This window comes from Methylorubrum rhodesianum, assembly GCF_014199985.1.
Taxonomy (GTDB): Bacteria; Pseudomonadota; Alphaproteobacteria; order Rhizobiales; family Beijerinckiaceae; genus Methylobacterium; species Methylobacterium rhodesianum.
The window spans coordinates 199,310-216,962 of the sequence record NZ_JACHOS010000005.1 but is presented as its reverse complement, the minus strand read 5'-3'; the positions used below and the strand labels follow the sequence as shown (position 1 = coordinate 216,962).

At 71.5% G+C, this 17,653-nt stretch carries 19 protein-coding genes; 14 read left to right on the top strand and 5 right to left on the bottom strand.

All coding sequences use genetic code 11. The annotated features are described in order from the left end of the window. The first annotated feature begins 139 nt into the window (after positions 1–139). From coaD to HNR01_RS09485, 4 genes are all read left to right on the top strand, one after another. Entirely contained in the window at positions 140–643 is a 504-nt protein-coding gene (coaD, locus tag HNR01_RS09500) for a pantetheine-phosphate adenylyltransferase (RefSeq protein WP_183667531.1), read from the top strand. Positions 644–668: 25 nt separating this feature from the next. Beyond that, entirely contained in the window at positions 669–1,208 is a 540-nt protein-coding gene (locus tag HNR01_RS09495) for a peptidylprolyl isomerase (protein ID WP_017483540.1), read from the top strand. A gap of 65 nt (positions 1,209–1,273) precedes the next feature. Beyond that, a complete protein-coding gene (locus tag HNR01_RS09490; protein WP_017483539.1) occupies positions 1,274–1,735 on the top strand; it encodes a UCP034077 family protein in 462 nt (153 codons plus the stop codon). 3 nt (positions 1,736–1,738) lie between these two features. Continuing rightward, positions 1,739–2,200 (top strand): peptidylprolyl isomerase, encoded by a 462-nt coding sequence (locus tag HNR01_RS09485; RefSeq protein WP_017483538.1) that lies wholly within the window; start codon positions 1,739–1,741, stop codon positions 2,198–2,200. A gap of 159 nt (positions 2,201–2,359) precedes the next feature. On the opposite strand, the gene HNR01_RS09480 is transcribed toward HNR01_RS09485, so the two are convergent. After that, positions 2,360–2,764, bottom strand: coding sequence for a response regulator (locus HNR01_RS09480; RefSeq protein ID WP_017483537.1), 405 nt, complete (start codon positions 2,762–2,764; stop codon positions 2,360–2,362). Positions 2,765–3,159: 395 nt separating this feature from the next. Here HNR01_RS09480 and HNR01_RS09475 point away from each other — a divergent pair, with 395 nt between their 5' ends. The 3 genes from HNR01_RS09475 (at position 3,160) to HNR01_RS09465 (ending at position 8,687) form a co-directional block, all read left to right on the top strand. Beyond that, positions 3,160–3,945 (top strand): ImuA family protein, encoded by a 786-nt coding sequence (locus HNR01_RS09475; protein WP_183667530.1) that lies wholly within the window; start codon positions 3,160–3,162, stop codon positions 3,943–3,945. Beyond that, entirely contained in the window at positions 3,860–5,374 is a 1,515-nt protein-coding gene (locus HNR01_RS09470; protein ID WP_183667529.1) for a DUF6504 family protein, read from the top strand. Before HNR01_RS09475 ends, HNR01_RS09470 begins: the two co-directional genes overlap by 86 nt. Before the next feature lie 106 nt (positions 5,375–5,480). Continuing rightward, positions 5,481–8,687, top strand: a complete 3,207-nt coding sequence (locus HNR01_RS09465; RefSeq protein WP_246753330.1) for an error-prone DNA polymerase — start codon at positions 5,481–5,483, stop codon at positions 8,685–8,687. A gap of 116 nt (positions 8,688–8,803) precedes the next feature. Here the strand turns inward: HNR01_RS09465 and HNR01_RS09460 are convergent, their stop codons facing one another. The 3 genes from HNR01_RS09460 to nhaA form a co-directional block, all read right to left on the bottom strand. Further along, positions 8,804–9,574, bottom strand: a complete 771-nt coding sequence (locus HNR01_RS09460) for a potassium channel family protein (protein ID WP_183667527.1) — start codon at positions 9,572–9,574, stop codon at positions 8,804–8,806. Positions 9,575–9,601: 27 nt separating this feature from the next. Next, complete coding sequence (locus tag HNR01_RS09455; RefSeq protein ID WP_183667526.1) at positions 9,602–9,778, bottom strand: hypothetical protein; 177 nt, start codon at positions 9,776–9,778, stop codon at positions 9,602–9,604. Between the two features lie 77 nt (positions 9,779–9,855). Next, positions 9,856–11,043: a Na+/H+ antiporter NhaA gene (gene nhaA, locus HNR01_RS09450; protein WP_183667525.1), complete on the bottom strand. Its 1,188-nt coding sequence runs from the start codon at positions 11,041–11,043 to the stop codon at positions 9,856–9,858. A 246-nt stretch (positions 11,044–11,289) separates the two neighbouring features. Between nhaA and HNR01_RS09445 the strand changes: the two genes are divergently transcribed. The 7 genes from HNR01_RS09445 to HNR01_RS09415 are packed head-to-tail and all read left to right on the top strand — an operon-like array spanning position 11,290 to position 15,475. Continuing rightward, positions 11,290–11,760, top strand: coding sequence for a hypothetical protein (locus HNR01_RS09445; RefSeq protein WP_183667524.1), 471 nt, complete (start codon positions 11,290–11,292; stop codon positions 11,758–11,760). 10 nt (positions 11,761–11,770) lie between these two features. Beyond that, on the top strand, positions 11,771–12,025 hold the full coding sequence (locus HNR01_RS09440; protein WP_017483529.1) for a monovalent cation/H+ antiporter complex subunit F: 255 nt from the start codon (positions 11,771–11,773) through the stop codon (positions 12,023–12,025). Further along, positions 12,022–12,306 carry a monovalent cation/H(+) antiporter subunit G gene (locus HNR01_RS09435; protein WP_017483528.1) on the top strand — a complete coding sequence of 95 codons (285 nt, stop codon included), beginning with the start codon at positions 12,022–12,024 and terminating at the stop codon, positions 12,304–12,306. Before HNR01_RS09440 ends, HNR01_RS09435 begins: the two co-directional genes overlap by 4 nt. Then, positions 12,303–12,548, top strand: coding sequence for a hydrogenase subunit MbhD domain-containing protein (locus HNR01_RS09430; protein WP_153873127.1), 246 nt, complete (start codon positions 12,303–12,305; stop codon positions 12,546–12,548). The genes HNR01_RS09435 and HNR01_RS09430 overlap by 4 nt, the downstream gene beginning before the upstream one ends. 19 nt (positions 12,549–12,567) lie before the next feature. Next, a complete protein-coding gene (locus HNR01_RS09425) occupies positions 12,568–13,344 on the top strand; it encodes an MnhB domain-containing protein (RefSeq protein WP_183667523.1) in 777 nt (258 codons plus the stop codon). Continuing rightward, positions 13,341–13,733 (top strand): sodium:proton antiporter, encoded by a 393-nt coding sequence (locus HNR01_RS09420; protein WP_183667522.1) that lies wholly within the window; start codon positions 13,341–13,343, stop codon positions 13,731–13,733. The genes HNR01_RS09425 and HNR01_RS09420 overlap by 4 nt, the downstream gene beginning before the upstream one ends. Then, positions 13,730–15,475, top strand: a complete 1,746-nt coding sequence (locus HNR01_RS09415) for a complex I subunit 5 family protein (protein ID WP_183667521.1) — start codon at positions 13,730–13,732, stop codon at positions 15,473–15,475. Before HNR01_RS09420 ends, HNR01_RS09415 begins: the two co-directional genes overlap by 4 nt. A gap of 10 nt (positions 15,476–15,485) precedes the next feature. Here the strand turns inward: HNR01_RS09415 and HNR01_RS09410 are convergent, their stop codons facing one another. Further along, positions 15,486–17,471 (bottom strand): AI-2E family transporter, encoded by a 1,986-nt coding sequence (locus HNR01_RS09410; protein WP_183667520.1) that lies wholly within the window; start codon positions 17,469–17,471, stop codon positions 15,486–15,488. Positions 17,472–17,653: the final 182 nt, after the last annotated feature.

Below are 17,653 nucleotides of genomic sequence, written 5' to 3'. Positions count from 1 at the left end.
GGATCCATCCGTGATGCGGAGCCGGAGCACACGGATGGATTCCGGGTTCGCCTGCGGCGCCCCGGAATGACGGAGGGGTGTGACGAGGCGGAAAGCCATCGGGTTCCGTTTGCGGGGAAAATGCTCTAGGCCCGTTCCCGTGACGACCCGCACCGCCCTCTATGCCGGCTCCTTCGATCCGGTCACCAACGGCCACCTCGACGTGGTGCGGCAGGCCTGCCGCCTCGTGCCGCGGCTGGTGCTGGCCATCGGCGTGCATCCGGGCAAGGCGCCGCTGTTCTCGGCCGAAGAGCGCGCCGCCCTGCTGCGCGAGACCTGCGGGCCGCTGGCCGCCGCCGAGGGAGCGAGCCTGGAGGTCGTCACCTTCGACGATCTCGCCGTCTCGGCCGCCCGGCGCTGCGGCGCCCGCCTGTTCATCCGCGGCCTGCGCGACGGCACCGATCTCGATTACGAGATGCAGCTCGCCGGCATGAACGGCGCCATGGCGCCCGAGGTTCAGACCGTGTTCCTGCCCGCCTCCACCGGGGTGCGGCCGATCACCGCCACCCTGGTGCGCCAGATCGCGGCCATGGGCGGCGACGTCTCGCCCTTCGTGCCGCCCCTCGTCGCCGCGCGGCTCGCCGCCCGCTTCGCCAAATCCTGACCCCCACCACGGAGCTTCCGCCCGCATGAACCGCCGCCACGCCGTCCTCGGCCTCGCCCTCTCCGCCATGCTCCTCGCCGCCCCGGCGCGGGCCGGCGAGAACACCGTCACCCTCGAGACCAAGGATGGGCGGGTGACGATCGAGCTGCGCCCGGAGATCGCGCCGAAGCACGTCAAGCAGCTCAAGACGCTGATCGGCCAAGGCTTCTACAACGGCTTGAAGTTCCACCGGGTCATCGACGGCTTCATGGTCCAGACCGGCGATCCCAAGGGCAACGGCACCGGCGGCTCCAGCCTGCCCAACATCCCCGCCGAGTTCTCCTCCGCCCCGTTCAAGCGCGGCACCGTCGGCATGGCCCGCTCGGGCGATCCGAACTCGGCCAACTCCCAGTTCTTCATCTGCATCGGCGACGCCGAGTTCCTGAACAACAACTACACCGTCGTCGGCGTCGTCACCTCCGGGATGGACGTGGTCGACAAGATCAAGAAGGGCTCCAAGGCCAATAACGGCACGGTGCAGGATCCCGACAAGATCGTGAAGATGACCCTCGGAGGCGGCCAATAGCGGCCGGACGCACCGCGTGTCGCCGGGCCGGCCGTCGCGCCGGCCTCTTCGCGGCCGGGCTTGCCGTGTCCGTCATCTCGCTCGCGGCCCCGCTCATACCGGGCAGGGCGAATGCGTTCGAGGGCATTGAACCCTGGCGCACCCTGCCCCAGACCTTGCGGGGCACGCAGCGGGTGCCGTTGCCTGCGGCGGGACCGGAGCCGGCCCCGGCCGATACCCTGCGGGCGCTCTATCCGGCGCTTGCCGCCTGCTGGCGGGTGCCCGAGGGTCTGAGCCGGTTCGAGCGGGCGGAGATCACGGCGCGGCTCTCGCTGCGCCGGGACGGCTCGGTGATCGGCACGCCGCAGATCACCTTCGCCAAGGCGCCGGGCGACGCCCGGACCCGGGACATCCTGATACGGGCGACGCTCGACGCGATCGCCCGCTGCACGCCGGTCCGGATCACCCCGGCTCTCGGCGGCGCCATCGCGGGGCGCCCCCTGGCGCTGCGCTTCATCTACGACGGACCCAGAGGACAGGGAATTTAAGCCATGGCAGAGACGAACGAGACCATCGTCCTGGAGACCACCAAGGGCCGCGTCGTCATCGCGCTTCGCCCCGATCTCGCCCCGAACCACGTCGAGCGGATCAAGACCCTGGCGTCGCAGGGCTTCTACGACGGCGTGCCGTTCCACCGCGTCATCGACGGCTTCATGGCCCAGACCGGCGATCCGACCGGCACCGGCTCGGGCGGCTCCGAGCTGCCCGACCTCAACGCCGAGTTCAACGCCGAGCCGCACGTGCGCGGCACCTGCTCGATGGCGCGCACCAACTTCCCGCACTCGGCGAACTCGCAGTTCTTCATCTGCTTCGCCGATGCCCGCTTCCTCGACCGCCAGTACACGGTCTGGGGCAAGGTGATCGAGGGCATGGAAGTGGTCGACACGATCAAGCGCGGCGAGCCCGTGCGCGATCCGGACCGGATCGTGAAGGCGACCGTCGCAGCGGCGTAAGCGAAATGAACCCTCCCCCTTCGCGGGGAGGGTGCCCTGCGGAGGCAGGGCGGGACTCGGGCGGGTTTCGCACGTTCCGGCGGTGGCCCTCGCCTTAACCCGATCCCCCTTCCGCGGCTCCCCTCTCCGGCAGAGGGAAGAGGAACGAAGCGGCGGCGCTCAGCCCTCCGGCGGATGCCTGAGGCCCGCGGCCTCCTCCAGCCACGTCAGGATCTCCGGCGCACGCCAGGGCTTGGGCATGAAGGTCGCGGTGACGCGCAGGTCGCTCGGCTGGTCGCCCGCATCGCCCGAGGTCAGCAGCATGCGGATGCGCGGCCAGGTCACGCCGATGATCCGTGCCAGCTCGAAGCCGCCGATCGTGCCCGGGGTGCGCACGTCGGAGAACACCACGTCGATCCCGTCGCCGCGCTGGCGCAGGATGTCGAGGGCGCGCTCGGCCGTCTCGGCCTCGATCACCTCGAAGCCCTTCTCCTCCAGGAGCTCGGCCGCGAGGTAGCGCTCGTCGGGCTCGTCCTCGACGACGAGGATGACGGGCCGGCGGTCTGTGGGTCGTGCGTCACTCATGACCGGTCACTCATGACCCTGGCTAATCTTGAGAGCCTGCGGAAAGACGCAAATTGCGCATTCCACGCGGCATCCTCCGGCAAAGTCCCCGGCAGACAATACGATAGAACGGTGGGGGCGAACGTCTGTCGTTCGGCGGCAACAGCAGGCGGTTTTGTTGCATCCGCCCCGGTGACACATGCGAATTCGAGGTGGGGTAAGCCGTCGCACCCGCGCTGCGTGCAGGGCTTCATTCGCGAAATTCCCGACGACTCGGTGGTCAAGTCAAAGTCCGGAATAAAATCCGCATTTTCAACAGGGATGGCAACGAATGGGCGGTTGACGGGTTACGGCTCAGGTGTGTTCACTCTTTGTTCTAAAAGCAGCCGCGAACGCCAACCCCCGTACCCGGACCCATGCCCCCTCCCCGCTCCCCCGACGCGCCGACGCTGGCCGAGCTTCGTCGGCTGACGGAACCCGCCGGGCTTGGTGCCGGGTCCGGCGCCGGGACCGAGGCCGTCCCCACCCTGCCCTTCGGCGTCGCGGAGCTCGACGCGGCCCTGCCCGGCGGCGGGCTGGCGCGCGGGGCACTCCACCAGATCCACGAGGGCGGCCCGCGCGGGCGCTACGCTGCCACCGCCGTGCTGTTCGCCGGCGGCATCCTGGCTCGGCTCGACGGTCCGGTGCTGTGGTGCCTGCACAGCCGCGACCTGTTCGCTCCGGCGCTGGCCCGCGTCGGCCTCCACCCCGACCGGGTCGTCTACTGCGAGACGTGGCGCGATGCCGAGGTGCTGCCGGCCATGGAGGAGGGCCTGCGCCATCGGGGACTGGCCGGCGTCGTCGGCGAGCTTACCCGCATGACGCTCACCCCCTCCCGCCGGCTGCAGCTCGCGGCCGAGGGGTCCGGCGTCACCGCGCTCGTCGTGCACCGCCTTTGCGCCGGCGAGGCCGCCGATCCGGAGCCCTCCGCCGCCCGAACCCGCTGGCGGGTGGCGCCCGCTCCCTCGGACAGCATGAACCGTCGCACGGACCGTCATATGGGCCGCCCGCGCTGGCGGCTCGAATTGCAGCGCAGCCGCGGCGGGTCCCCGGGCGCTTGGATCGTGGAGGCCTGCGATGCCCAGGGTCGTCTCGCTGTACCTGCCGGCCTGGCCGACCGACCGGCTGCGCCGGAGCAGGTCCAGCGCCGCGCCGCCCGATGAGCCGCTCGCCACCGTGGCGCAGGACGGCGCCCGGCGCGTGCTGGCCGGCGTGGACGCGGCCGCGCGCCGCCTCGGCCTGTCGCCCGGCATGAGCGCGGCCCATGCCGGGGCGCTGGTGCCGGGCCTCCACCTGGTCCCGGCCGCCCCCGAGGCGGACGCGGCGGCGCTGGAACGGCTCGGCCTGTGGTGCCAGCGCTACGCCCCGATCGTGGCGATCGATCCGCCCGACGGGCTCCTGATCGACGTCGCCGGCGCCGCCCATCTCTTCGGCGGCGAGGCATCCTTGCTCACCGATCTCTCCGCCCGCCTGGAGCGAACGGGCATCGCGGCGCGGCTCGCGCTCGCCGACACGCCGGGCTGCGCTTGGGCTCTGGCCCGCTTCGGCGCGGGCGGGATCGTGCCGCCGGGGGGCGCGGCGCAGGCCCTGGCACCCCTGCCGATGGCGGCCCTGCGGCTCGGCCTCGAGGCTTTGCGCGGTCTTCGGGATGTCGGCCTGACGCGCGTCGGCCAGCTCGTCGACAAGCCGCGGGCCGCCCTGCGGCTGCGCTTCGGCCCCGAATTGCTGTTCCGCCTCGACCGGGCGCTCGGCCGCGAGCCGGAGCCGCTGACGGCGCTCGCCGCGCCCGAGACCCCGCGCGCGGCCCTGCGCTTCGCCGAACCGGTCGGTGCCCGCGAGAGTCTGGAGCGGGTCACCGCCGATCTTTGCGCCCGGCTCGTTTCGGAGTTGGAGCGGCGCGGCCTCGGGACGCGACGGCTCGATCTCGTCTTCACCCGCGTGGACCGCCTCGACCAGGCGATCCGGATCGGCACGGCGAGGCCGAGCCGCGATGCCGCCCATCTCGCCCGGCTGCTGGCCGAGCGCCTCGCCCTCGTCGATCCCGGCTTCGGCATCGAGGAGGCGGTTCTGACCGCCTCCCGCGTCGAGCCGCTGGCCGAGACCCAGGAAAGCCATCTCGCGAGCCATCTCGCTGCCGGCCCGCAGGTGCCGGACCTCGCCGCTCTGGTCGATACCCTGCTGGTGCGCCTCGGCGCCGCCCGCGTCTACCGGTTGGCGCCGGTGGAGAGCGACCTCCCCGAGCGGGCGGTGCGGCGCGTGCCGGCGCTCGCCGCCCCTCTCGGCGCGGTCTGGCCCGCCGACCTGCCCCGCCCGGTCCGCCTCCTCGCGCCGCCCGAACCCGTCTCGGCCGTGGCCGAGATCCCCGACGCGCCGCCCCTGTTCTTCGTCTGGCGCAACATCCGTCACCGCATCGCGCGGGCCGACGGGCCGGAGCGCATCCTCGGCGAGTGGTGGGTGGCGGAGGCGGAGACCGACCTCACCCGTGACTATTACCGGGTCGAGACGGAAGACGGCGAGCGCTTCTGGCTGTTTCGCGACGGGCCGATGGAGGCGCAGGGGCGCTGGTGGCTGCACGGGCTCGGCGAGGCATGAAACCGGCCGGCGATGATCCATCGCTGGCCGCCCCCGCGACCGCGGGGCGGCGGTGGTCCGCCGAACGCATCACGTCCGACTTCGGTCGGACGTGATGCACATCAACATGACCATCCCGGAGCTTCAGGTCACGACGCACTTCTCCTTCCTGCGCGGGGCATCGAGCCCGGAGGAGCTTTTTTCCGCTGCGGCTCTGCTCGGCATCCCGTCTCTCGGCGTCACCGATCACGGTTCGCTCGCCGGGATGGTGCGGGCACATCAGGCGTCGAAGGTGACGGGCGTGCGCCTCGTCGTCGGCTGCCGGCTCGACCTCGACGACTCTTTGCCGGTGCTCGTCTATCCGACCGACCGCGCCGCCTATGGCCGGCTCTGCCGCCTGCTCAGCCTGGGCAAGGCGCGGGGTGGCAAGGGCCGCTGCCGCCTGACTTGGGCCGATCTCGAACAATGGCAGGAGGGGCTTCTCGCCATTCTGCTGGCCGAGCATCCGGAGCCCGGCCTCTCCGCAGCGCTCGTCCAACTCAAGAAGACGTTCGGCGCCCGCGCCTCCTGCGCGCTGACCCGACGCTTCCGGCCCGACGACGCGGACCGGCTCGATACGGTGGCCGCCGCCGCGCGGGCCGCCCGGGTGCCCACCGTCGCCACCGGCGACATCCTCTACCACGTCGCGGGACGGCGGCGCCTGCAGGATGTGGTGACCTGTATCCGGCTCGGGCTCACCATCGACCGGGCGGGCTTCGCCAAGGAGCGTCACGCCGACCGCTTCCTCAAACCCCCGGAGGAGACCGCGCGCCTGTTCGCCCGCTTCCCCGAGGCGCTGGCGCGGGCGGGCGAGATCAGTGCCGCCTGCACCTTCTCGCTGGACCACCTCGCCTACACCTACCCGACCGAGGTCCGCGAGGACGGGCTCTCGCCGCAGGAGCGCCTGGAGACGCTGGCCTGGGCCGGGGCCGAGACGCGCTATCCCCACGGCGTGCCGGAGGCGGTGGCGCGCCAGCTGCGCCACGAACTCGACCTGATCGGGCGCCTGGCTTACGCGCCCTACTTCCTCACGGTCGAATCGATCGTCCGTTTCGCGAACGAGCAGAAGATTTTGTGCCAGGGCCGCGGCTCGGCGGCCAATTCCGCGGTCTGCTTCTGCCTGCGGATCACCTCGATCGACCCGATGCAGCAGAACCTGCTGTTCGAGCGCTTCGTCTCCGAGGCGCGCCGCGAGCCGCCCGACATCGACGTCGATTTCGAGCACGAGCGCCGCGAGGAGGTGATCCAGTGGATCTTTCAGACCTACGGCCGCCACCGCTCGGCGCTCACCGCCATCGTCAGCCGCTTCCGCTCGCGGGGGGCGCTCCGCGAGGTCGGCAAGGTGATGGGCCTGCCCGAGGACGTGACCGGCGCCCTCAACCGCATGACCTGGTCCTGGAGCAGCGAGGGCGTCGGCGAGCGGGAGCTGCGCGAACTCAACCTCAACCCCGACGACCGGCGCCTGCGCCTGACGCTCGAGATCGCCCGCGAGCTGATCGGCACGCCGCGCCACCTCTCGCAGCATCCCGGCGGCTTCGTGCTGACGCTGGACCGCCTCGACGAGCTGGTCCCGGTCGAGCCCGCGGCGATGGCCGACCGTCAGGTCATCGAATGGGACAAGGACGACATCGACGCCCTGAAATTCATGAAGGTCGACGTGCTCGGGCTCGGCATGCTCGGCTGCCTGCGCCGCGCCTTCGACCTTCTGGCCGAGGTCAAGAACGACCCGTACGACCTCGCCTCGATCCCGCCGGAGGACGACGCGACCTACGCGATGATCCGGCGCGCCGATACCCTCGGCGTGTTCCAGATCGAGAGCCGCGCGCAGATGGCGATGCTGCCGCGGATGAAGCCCAAGACCTTCTACGACCTCGTGATCGAGGTGGCGATCGTGCGCCCCGGCCCGATCCAGGGCGACATGGTCCATCCCTACATCCGCCGTCGGGAGAAGCGTGAAGAGGTCACCTACCCCACACCTGAGCTGAAGGCGGTGCTGGAGAAGACGCTGGGCGTGCCGTTATTCCAGGAGCAGGCGATGCAGGTGGCGATGGTGGCCGCCGGCTTCTCGGCGACGGAAGCCGACGAGCTGCGCCGCTCCATGGCGACCTTCAAGTTCACCGGCGGCGTCCACCGCTTCCACGACCGCCTGGTCGAGGGCATGGTCGCCAACGGCTACGCGCGCGATTTCGCCGAACGCACCTTCAAGCAGCTCGAAGGCTTTGGATCCTACGGCTTCCCGGAGAGCCATGCCGCCTCCTTCGCACTCCTGGCCTACGCCTCCTCGTGGATGAAGTGCCACCACCCGGACGTCTTCTGCGCTGCGCTCCTCAACGCGCAGCCGATGGGCTTCTACGCCCCCGCGCAGATCGTCCGCGACGCCCGCGCCCACGGCGTCGTGATCCGTCCCCTCGACGTGAATTATTCGGAATGGGATTGCACCCTGGAATCCCTCGGTGATGGCCGAAAATTGTTCGCGGTGCGCCTGGGCCTGCGCCTCGCCGGCGGCCTGCCCGAGCGGGACGGGCAGCGCCTCGTGACGGCGCGCGGCCGGCGGCCCTTCGCTGCCCTGTCCGAGCTGTCGGACCGGGCGGGCCTTCCGGCGGCCTCCCTCACCTGCCTCGTGCGGGCCGACGCGTTCCGCTCGCTCGGCCTCAGCCGGCGCGAGGCGGCCTGGGCGGCCAAGGCCCTGCGTCCCGATCCCCTGCCCCTCTTCACCGCTTTATCTGAAACCAAGGGAGCCGACCCGGCGCAAGGAGCCGAACCCGCCGTGTCGCTGCCCGCGATGAGCGCGGGTGGCGAGGTGGTGGCCGATTACTGCGCCAAGGGCCTCAGCCTGCGCGCGCACCCCCTCGCCTTCCTGCGCGAAACCCTCACCGGTCTGGGCGCGCAGCCCTGCGCGGCGCTGGATCGGGCGCGCGACGGGGCGGGCATCGTCGTGGCCGGGCTCGTGCTGATGCGCCAGCGGCCGGGCTCGGCCAAGGGCACGATGTTCATGACCCTGGAGGACGAGACCGGCATCGCCAACCTGATCGTCCGCCCCGAACTGTTCGACCGGCAGCGCCGGGTCGTGCTCGGCGCCCGGCTGATGGCGTGCCGCGGACGGGTGCAGCGCTCCGGCGCGGTCGTCCACCTCGTGGCGGCGGAGCTCTACGACCGCTCCGGCCTGCTGCGGCGGATCGGCGAGGACGAGGAGACCATCGCGCTCCGCACCGGCCGCGGCGACGAGACCGGCCAGGGCGTCCGGCCCGACCCGAGGGCGTCCGCGCTGCCGGTGCGGGCGCGGAATTTCCGGTAGAACCGGCATCCGCTCGGCCTGACCCTACGGGGAGCCGCACGCGACTCGTCGCGTTGCAGCCCTCCCCCTTCATCCGGCGTTCCGAGCGCTCACCCCCGGCCTAGCCCCGACGGGGCTCAGTTCGCCCCCTCGTCGGGGATTTTCAGCAGGTTGCCGCAGGCCTTGCAGTGCACGGCGTCGGTCTCGTGGCGCTGCAGACCGCAGGCGTTGCAGGGGAAGCGCACTTTGTAGGGACGGAACAACACCTGGGCGAGACGGAAGAACAGCGTCACGCCGCAGATCATCACAAAAACCGAGAGCAGCCGACCCGTCGGTCCCGGCAGGGTGATGTCGCCGTAGCCCGTCGTCGTCAGCGAGGTGACCGTGAAGTAGAGCGCGTCGATCGGCGTGTGGATGGCCGGGTTGGTGTTGTGCTGCGTCGCGAAGACGATGCCGGTCATCGTGAACACGAACACCACCAGGTTGGTGGCGGCCAGAATGACGTCCTCGTTGCGGCGGAACAGCTTGCTGTCCTGCCTCAGTCGCTCCAGCAGGTGATAGGTCCGGAGCAGGCGCAGGGTGCGCAGGATCCGCAGGAAGCCGACGCCCTCGACAACCAGAGGAGCGAGGAACGAGGCGATCGCGATCACGTCGGTCCAGGTGCTCAGGTGCAGGAACTCGCGCAGGGGCGCGCGGCTGATGCGGAGACGGGCGGCGAAGTCGAGCAGCACACAGAGGCCCAGCAGCACGTCACAGACGATGATCCAGGGCATCAACGGCAGGAACGAGGTGACGATGACGAAGGCGATCGTCGCCACGTCGAACACGAGCAGAGCGTAACGGAAGCGGTGCGCCCGGCCCGTATCGCCTTCGTACAGGTCGTGCAGCGTCGCGGTCAGATTTGCCATGGGTCGCCGGATTGAAGGGAGCGGAGCCTACGAACTCCGTGTCGGCAGGTATCCGGCCACAAAGCCCTTTGCGTCGCCCGTCAGCCACGACAACAGCAGCAGGGTGACCGCCGCCAGCAGGACCACGCCCGAGATGGCCAGAAGCAATTCGGACAGACGAGTTTCCATGGCGCCCGGACGGCGCTTCGGCAACTGACGACGCATGGGGAGATCACCCCTGTTTCCAGAGAGAGAGGGACGGGCGGGGCTGCCCCCGCCGATCGATGCCGCGGAGACGGATCTCAGCGGCGGGCGGGGTGCTGCGGCGCCAACCGGAGCACGATGGCGCCGGCGGCCATGCAGACGAGCGAGCCGACCAGCACACCGATCTTGGTCTCTGCCTCCAGCTCGGGCCGCAGCGCGAAGGCCAGCAGGCCGATGAACAGGCTCATGGTAAAGCCGACCCCGCACAGCAGGGCGACCCCGTAGATCTGCATCCAGCCCGCCCCGGCGGGGCGCTGCGCCCAGCCGAAGCGGACGGCCGCCAGCACGCAACCGAACACACCGAGCTGCTTTCCGAGGAACAGGCCCAGCGCCACGCCCAGGGTGACCGGGTCGAGCAGCATGTGCGGGCTGAACCCCGCCAGGGACACGCCCGCGTTGGCGAAGCCGAAGATCGGCAGGACGAGGAAGGCCGACCAGGGCTGGATGGCGTGCTCGAGGATGTGCAGCGGCGAGGTCGGGTCGTCGGGCTTGCCGACGCTCAGCCGCAGCGGGATCGTGAGAGCCAGGAGAACGCCGGCGATGGTCGCGTGCACGCCCGACAGGAGCACGAAGCCCCACAGCACCAGCCCGAGAGCGAGGTAGGGCCACAGGCGGCTGACCCCGGCTTTGTTCAGCCCATAGAGCACCGCCAGGGTCAGGGCCGCTCCGCCGATCATCGGCAGCGACAGATCGGCCGTGTAGAACAAGGCGATGATGATCACCGCGCCGAGATCGTCGATGATGGCGAGCGCGGTCAGGAACACCTTGAGCGAAACCGGCACGCGGGAGCCCAGCAGCGCGAGCACACCCAGCGCGAAGGCGATGTCGGTGGCGGCCGGAATCGCCCAGCCGCGCAGCGTTTCCGGCGAGTGCCAGTTGACGGAGGCATAGACCAGCGCCGGGAGCAGCATGCCGCCGAGCGCGGCAAAGCCCGGCAGGATCCGGTCGGGCCAGGTGCGCAGCCGGCCGTCCAGCAACTCGCGTTTGATCTCCAGGCCGACGAGCAGGAAGAACACGGCCATGAGGCCGTCATTGATCCAGTGCAGCACCGATAACGGACCGAGATAGGTCTTGAGTGCGCCGAAATAGGCATCGGCCAGCGGCGAGTTGGCGACGATCAGGGCCAGCGCGGCACTGGCCATCAGCACGACACCGCCCCCTGCCGCACTCGTCAGCAAGGCACGCAGGGACGACAGAGGACGACGGGTGGGTGACGACACAGGCACAGCTTTCCTGCCGCTGGCGGCCCGACCAGCGCGAAAACCTGCCGGTCCGACTGTCGGACCGCGCACCCTGGCGGGGCTATTGCACCGATTTTCCTGCCCTGCAACCCGCGTCCTCGACCTTGCCCGCCCCGTGTCGAGGGGCGGGCCGAGGCTTGCTGCGACGATCCTCCACCGGCGCGACGGAAGACCGATCGGCAGAACAGGAAGGCGTCCCGCCGGGTTAGCCCGAGGGAAAGGGACGCCACGATGATGCTGCGGACGGGCGCGATCTGGTTCGGGCTGCTCGCCCTCTATCTGGGGCTGGCGGGCCAAGCCGGACTGCACGAGGCGCTGACCGGCGCGATCGTCGCGGGCCTGATGACGGCCTGGGCCGGGCGCATCCGGGGGCACGCGGCGCGGCGCTACGCCTTTCCGGCGGGCACGCTCCGCCAGGGCGGACGGGCGCTCGCCGGCCTCCTCCCGGCGACGGTACGGACCGGGCGGGTGCTTCTGCGCGCGGCGGTCTCCGGTGCGCAGCCGGGCCACGCGCTCCGCCGCGCCTTCGCGCACGGCCCCGAGACCGATCCGGGCGAGCGCGGGCGCCGGGCCTGCGCCGTGCTCCTCGCCTCGCTCACCCCCGACCGCTTCGTCCTGCGCGCCGATCCCGGCCGCGACGAGGCGCTGGTCCACTCGCTGGGCCGGCCCGGCCCCGCGCCCGATCCCAGATGGCTGGTATGAGGTGGCTGGCATGACCGGACTCTGGCTCGCCGCGGCCCTGGCGCTGCTGCCGCCTTTCGCCCTCGCCGTGGTCGCGAGCGGGCGCGCCGCCCTGCGGTTCCGCCTCGTCGCCGTGCAGTTCGCAACCTCGCTCGCGACGCTGCTCCTCGTCGCCTTGAGCTTCGCCCTCGATCAGCCCGCGACCATCGACCTCGCGCTGATTCTCGCGGTGCTGACGCTGCCGGGCACCCTGCTCTTCGCGCTGTTCCAGGAGCGCTGGCTGTGAGCCTGGGCGTCGCGCTCTGCCTCGCGCTGGCGGTCCTTTCCGCCTGGATCGCCGCGGCGGCCCTCTGGCGACTGCGCACGCCGCTGGAGCGGCTGCACGCCGTCACCTTCGTCAATGTCGCCGGGGGCGGCGCGGTTCTGCTCGCCGCCGGCCTGACCGACGGCCTCTCGCCGCGGGTGCTCAAATGCGCCGCGATCTGGCTCGCGATCCTGCTGATCGGCGCGCTCCTTGGCCACGTGACGGGACATGCCCTGCACATCCGCGATGGGGAGCGGCGATGACCCTGCTCGTTGCCGCGCTCCTGCTCCTCGCCGCCCTGTCGGGCCTCCTCGTGGTGCTGTCCCGCGATCCGCGGCGGCAGATCTTCGCGATGGCCGGCAACGGGCTCGTCCTCGGCTTGCTGTTCCTTGCGCTCCAGGCGCCCGACGTCGCCCTCTCGGAGATCGCCGTCGGCACCGCCGTCACGCCGCTGCTGTTCCTGGCCGCGCTGGCCGCCATCCGCATGGACCGCGCCAAGAGATGATGGCGCCGGGACGGCCGCGATGACGCCCCGCTGGCGTCTCCTCCTGCTCGCGCTGGCCCTGCTGGTCCTGGCGCCGGCCGTCCTGCGGGTCGCATTGACCTTGCCCGCATTCGGCGCGCCGACCGCCGCCCTCGGCCAGACGGTCAACGCCCTGGCGCCGGAGCTGCGCCACGTCGCCAACATGGTGGCGGCGGTCAATTTCGACCTGCGCGGCATCGATACGCTGGGCGAGGAATGCATGCTGCTCTGCGCCGTCACCGGGGCGACGGTGCTGCTGCGCGGGGCCCGCGGCGAGCACGACACCGCGCGGGCCGGTCGCCTGCCCGGCCGGCCGGTGACGCCACGGGCCGACGCCACGGTCCTGGTCTGCCGCATCTTCGCGACGCTGACCCTGATGGTCGGGCTCTCTGTGGCGCTCCACGGCATGACCACGCCCGGCGGCGGCTTCCAGGGCGGCGTGATCGCCGCCTCCGGCCTGCTGCTGCTCTATCTCGGCGAGGGCTACGCGGGCTGGCGCGCGCTCGTTCCGCCCCCGGTGCTCGTCGCGCTGGAAGGCGGCGGCGCCCTCCTGTTCGTGCTCTGCGCCGGCCTGCCGCTGCTCGCCGGCCATCCGGCGCTCCAGAACCGGCTGCCGCTCGGCGAGTTCAGGGATCTCTATTCCGGCGGCCTGATGGTCCTCGTCAACGCCGCGGTGGCCCTCTCGGTGGCGGGCAGCTTCGGCCTGCTGCTCGTCGAGTTCCTGGAGGAGACCCGCGAGGCCGGCGACGACCCCATCTCCGACGAGGAGGACCGATGAGCACCCTGTCGCCGGGCGCCCTGCCGATCAGTGCCCTTCCCTGGCTCGTCGCCGCGTGGCTGTTCGCGGTCGGCCTCTACGGCATCGTCACCTCGCGCCACTGTGTCCACCTCGTCGGCTGCCTGACGGTGTGCCAGTCGGCGACCTACGTGCTGCTTCTGGGACTCGGCTACGTCCGCGAGGCCGGGCCGCCGGTCTTCTACGACCACCCGCCCGGCACGCCCGCGGTCGATCCCGTGGTGCAGGCGCTCGTGCTCACCGACATCGTCGTCGGCGCCGCCGTCACGGCGCTCCTGCTCGCCATCGCGATCCAGGTGCAGCGCCGCCGCGGCACCCTCGACCCGCAGGCCCTGCGCCCCCTGCGCCCGCCGCCGCCTTCCGCCGAATGAGCCTCTCCGAGACGCTCCTGCCCGTCGCGGTACTGCTGCCGCTCGGGGCCGCGACGCTGATGCTGGCGCTCGCCCACTGGCTGCCGCCCCGGCTGCCGAAGATCGTGGCGATCTTCGTGGCGCTCGCCGTCTGCGCGATCTGCCTCGGCCTCGCCCATGCCAGCCTCGACGGGCCGGTGCGGCACTGGTTCGGCGGCTGGACGCCCGACGCCGCTCACCGGCCCGGCGTGGTCCTCGGTATCGGCTTCCAGGCCGATCCGGCGAGCGCGGCGCTCGCCGCCTTCTGCGGCCTGATGTTTTCCGCCTCCTTCGTCTTCGCCTGGGGCTATTTCGACACCGAGCACGCGCATTTCCACGTGCTGATGCTGCTCTTCCTCGCGGCCATGGTCGGCTTCTGCCTGACCCGAGACCTGTTCAACCTGTTCGTCTGGTTCGAGCTGATGAGCATCGCGGCCTTCGCGCTCACCGCCTATCCGCTCGGCCGCAGCGCGCTGGAGGGCGCCTTCACCTTCACGGTCACCAACGCGCTGGCGAGCTTCCTGATGCTCGCCGGCACCGGCCTGCTCTACGCCCGCACCGGCACCTTCGACTTCGCGACCATGGGCGAAGCGGTGGCCCGGACCGGCTCCGACCCGGTTCTCACCGGCGGTTTCGTGCTGGTGGCCGCGGCCCTGCTGACCAAGGCGGCGATCCTGCCCTTCCATCTCTGGCTCGCCGATGCCCACGCGGTGGCGCCGAGCCCGGTCTCGGTGATCTTCTCCGGCGCGATGGTGAGCCTCGGCCTGTTCGGCCTCGCCAAGCTCGTCGCCCAAGTCTTTTCCGGGAGTGCCGACGTGACCGGCCTCGTGCACGGCCTACTGCACGGGCTCGGGCTCGCCACGGCCCTGGTGGCCGGGGTGATGGCCTTCGCGCAGCGCCACCTGAAGCGGCTCCTCGCCTTCTCCACCATCTCGCATCTCGGGATCATGCTGACCGCGCTCAGCGCCGGAACCGACACCGCCACCGCGGGGCTGCTGCTCTACATCCTCGGCCACGGGCTCACGAAGGGCGCTCTGTTCATGGTCGCCGGCACGCTCCTGTCCCTGCGGCAATCGGCGGACGAGATCGTGCTCTACGGCCAGGGCCGGGGCCTGTGGGCGCCGGCGCTCGCCATGATCGGCGGCGGGCTCCTGCTCGGCGGGTTGCCGCTCGGACTGATGCACGGCGCGACCGGGCTCATCGAACGCTCGGCGAGCGCACCGGCCCAGGCGATCACCACGCTCGCCACTGCGCTCACCGGGGCGGCGATCCTGCGCGCCGCCGCCCGTATCTTCCTGCGCGCCAGCGGCGTGCCGGGACCGGAACTGCTGGCGCCGACCGAGCGCGAGCACGAGAAGCCCGACCGCCCGGTCTGGCTGATGGCGTTTCCCGCGCTCGCCCTCGTCGCCCTGGCGCTGGTGCCGCCGGGGGCCGCCCTGCCCTTCCTCGGCGCGGCGACGGCACGGCTGCACGACCCCTCCGCCCCGCCCCTCGCCCTGCCCGAGGGCGGCTCGGTCAACCTCGTCCCTTTGGGCCTTACCGCAGCCCTGTTCGCCCTCGCCCTGCTGCGCCGCCGCGCCCTGCACCGTCCGGCCCGGGCCGTCACGCGCGCGGAGCGGGCGGGCTTCCGCGCGCTCCAGGCGCTGCATAGCGGACTGGTGGGCGACTACGTGACGTGGATGGCGGTCGGGCTCGCGCTGTTCGCCCTCGCCAGCGCGCTGTGAGGCGGTGGGCTCAGGCCGCCTCCGGCCTGTCCTGCGTGGCGTCGACCGCCTTGAGGCAGGCCTCGACGCCGTCGCGCAGGGACGAGACGTAGACGTCCGCGCCGAGTTCCCGCCCCAGCGCCGCGTCGGTCAGCACCCGCTCGCCGACGGGCCAGAGCCCGACGAGGATCGTCACCTCGGGCGCCCGGCGGCGCAGACGCTCCAGCAGGTAGCGCAGATGCGCCGGGCTGCCGCTGATGTCGAGGTAGGAGATGCAGACCATCGCCACGCCCGACAGGTCGAGCTCGCCGATGCGGCCGCGGGCGACCGCCTCATGCGGCACCGTGCGGGCACCGAGGCCGTGCTTGCGCAGGAGCTGGGCGAGGATGGTCGAGGCGGCCTCGTCGAGCGGGCCGCGCCCGGCGATGCACAGGACGGGAGACTCGCCGCGCCAGGCCGGGGCGCGCTGCTCCGGAGGCGGCGCCAGGCCCGGCACCGCCTCGTTCTTCGGGTGCGCCTGCTCGGCGAGCGAGGGCACGTCCGCCGGGCCGCCGCTCTTGTCCTCCTGCTTCGGCTCCTCGTCCGGCCGCCCCTCGAAATCCTCGACGAGGTTCTGGCAGGAGGTCTTGATGTTCTCGAGCTGCGCCCCCGAGACGACGCCGCGGGCGTAATCGTTGGCGGCGAGCTGCAGGCCCTTCAGCGCCACCTCGTCGTAGTAGGAGGACAGCGAGCGCTCCTTCAGCATCTGCTCGCCGAGGTCGCGCGCCTCGTCCGGATCGCCCGCCAGCATGCGCTGGTAGAAATTCTCCACCGGCGTCAGCGGCGGCCTGTCGCCGAGCAGCACGTCGAAGAATTCCAGGCTCTCGACGTGGCGTCCGAGCACGACGAGGCAGACGGTGAAGGGCGTCGCCAGGATCAGGCCGACCGGCCCCCACAGGAAGCCCCAGAACAGGGTCGAGACGATCACCGCGAACGGCGACAGGCCGGTCGAGTGGCCGTAGAGCAGCGGCTCGATCACGTGCCCGAACAGCGGCTCGGCCACGAGGAACAGGAGGGCGGTCCAGACCGCCATCGACCAGCCCGGATCGACCGCCGCCGCCAGGGCCACCGGCAGCAGCCCGGCGATGAAGGCGCCGATATAGGGCACGAAGCGCATCAGCGCCGCGAACACACCCCACAGGATCGGGCTCGGCACGCCGATCAGCCACAGGCCGATCCCGATCAGCAGGCCGAAGGCCGCGTTCATCCCGAGCTGGGCCAGGAAATAGGTGCCGAGCCGCCCCGCGGCGTCGTCCATGGCCACGGTGGTGCGGTGCAGATCGCTCGATCCGAACAGGCGGATCAGGCGGTTGCGCAGATCCTCGCGCTGCATCAGCAGGAAGATCACCACGACCAGCACGATGCCGACGGTGGTGAGCGGTTCGACGATCGGGCCGAGGATGTTGTGGGCGAGGGTCAGCGGCGACGGATCGGGCTCCTGCACCCGCACCAGCTGCGCCTTCGGGGTCTCGCCGCCGGGATGGGTCGCGGCCGTCGTGCCGGCGGCCGAGGCTTTCTGCGAGGCGTCGTGGACCTGATGGTTGATCCGCTGCAGCAGGCGGTTGGCACGCCCGAGGACGCCCTCCTGCAGGCCGGCGATCTTCGTCTGTACGGTCGCCTGATACCGCGGCAGGTCGCCGGCCAGCGTCGCAACCTGGGTGCCGATCACGGCGCCGATGCCCAGGATGACGCCGAGCGCCAGCAGCACCGCCACGATCACCGAGGGCACCCGCCCGAGCCGGATCCGGCGCAGGAAGGCGACGACGGGGGCGAGGACGAAGCTGAGGAGCACCGCGAGCACGAGCGGAATGAACACCTCGCGCCCGAAATACAGCGAGGCGATCACCACGACGCCGACGGCCAGGGTGAGCAGGCCGCGCAGACCCGGCGTGACCGGTGGTGGAACCTGGGCGGGTTGACGCGGGGCCGGCGAGGACGGGACGGGCGTTCTGTGCGCGAGGGCCGGCGTGGACGACATCTCGAACTCCGATGTGGGCTTCCGGCGATCCGGTCGCTCCCATCGAAACTTCGCCGGGGGCATTTTGGCTCACGAAATCCTCGCCGGTCTGTCCGGTGTTCCGCCCACCCCGTACCGAACCCTGTCCCGCGCCGGCCGGTTAAACCGCCCGCCTAAGTGTGGGGCCACAGTGAAGATGAAAG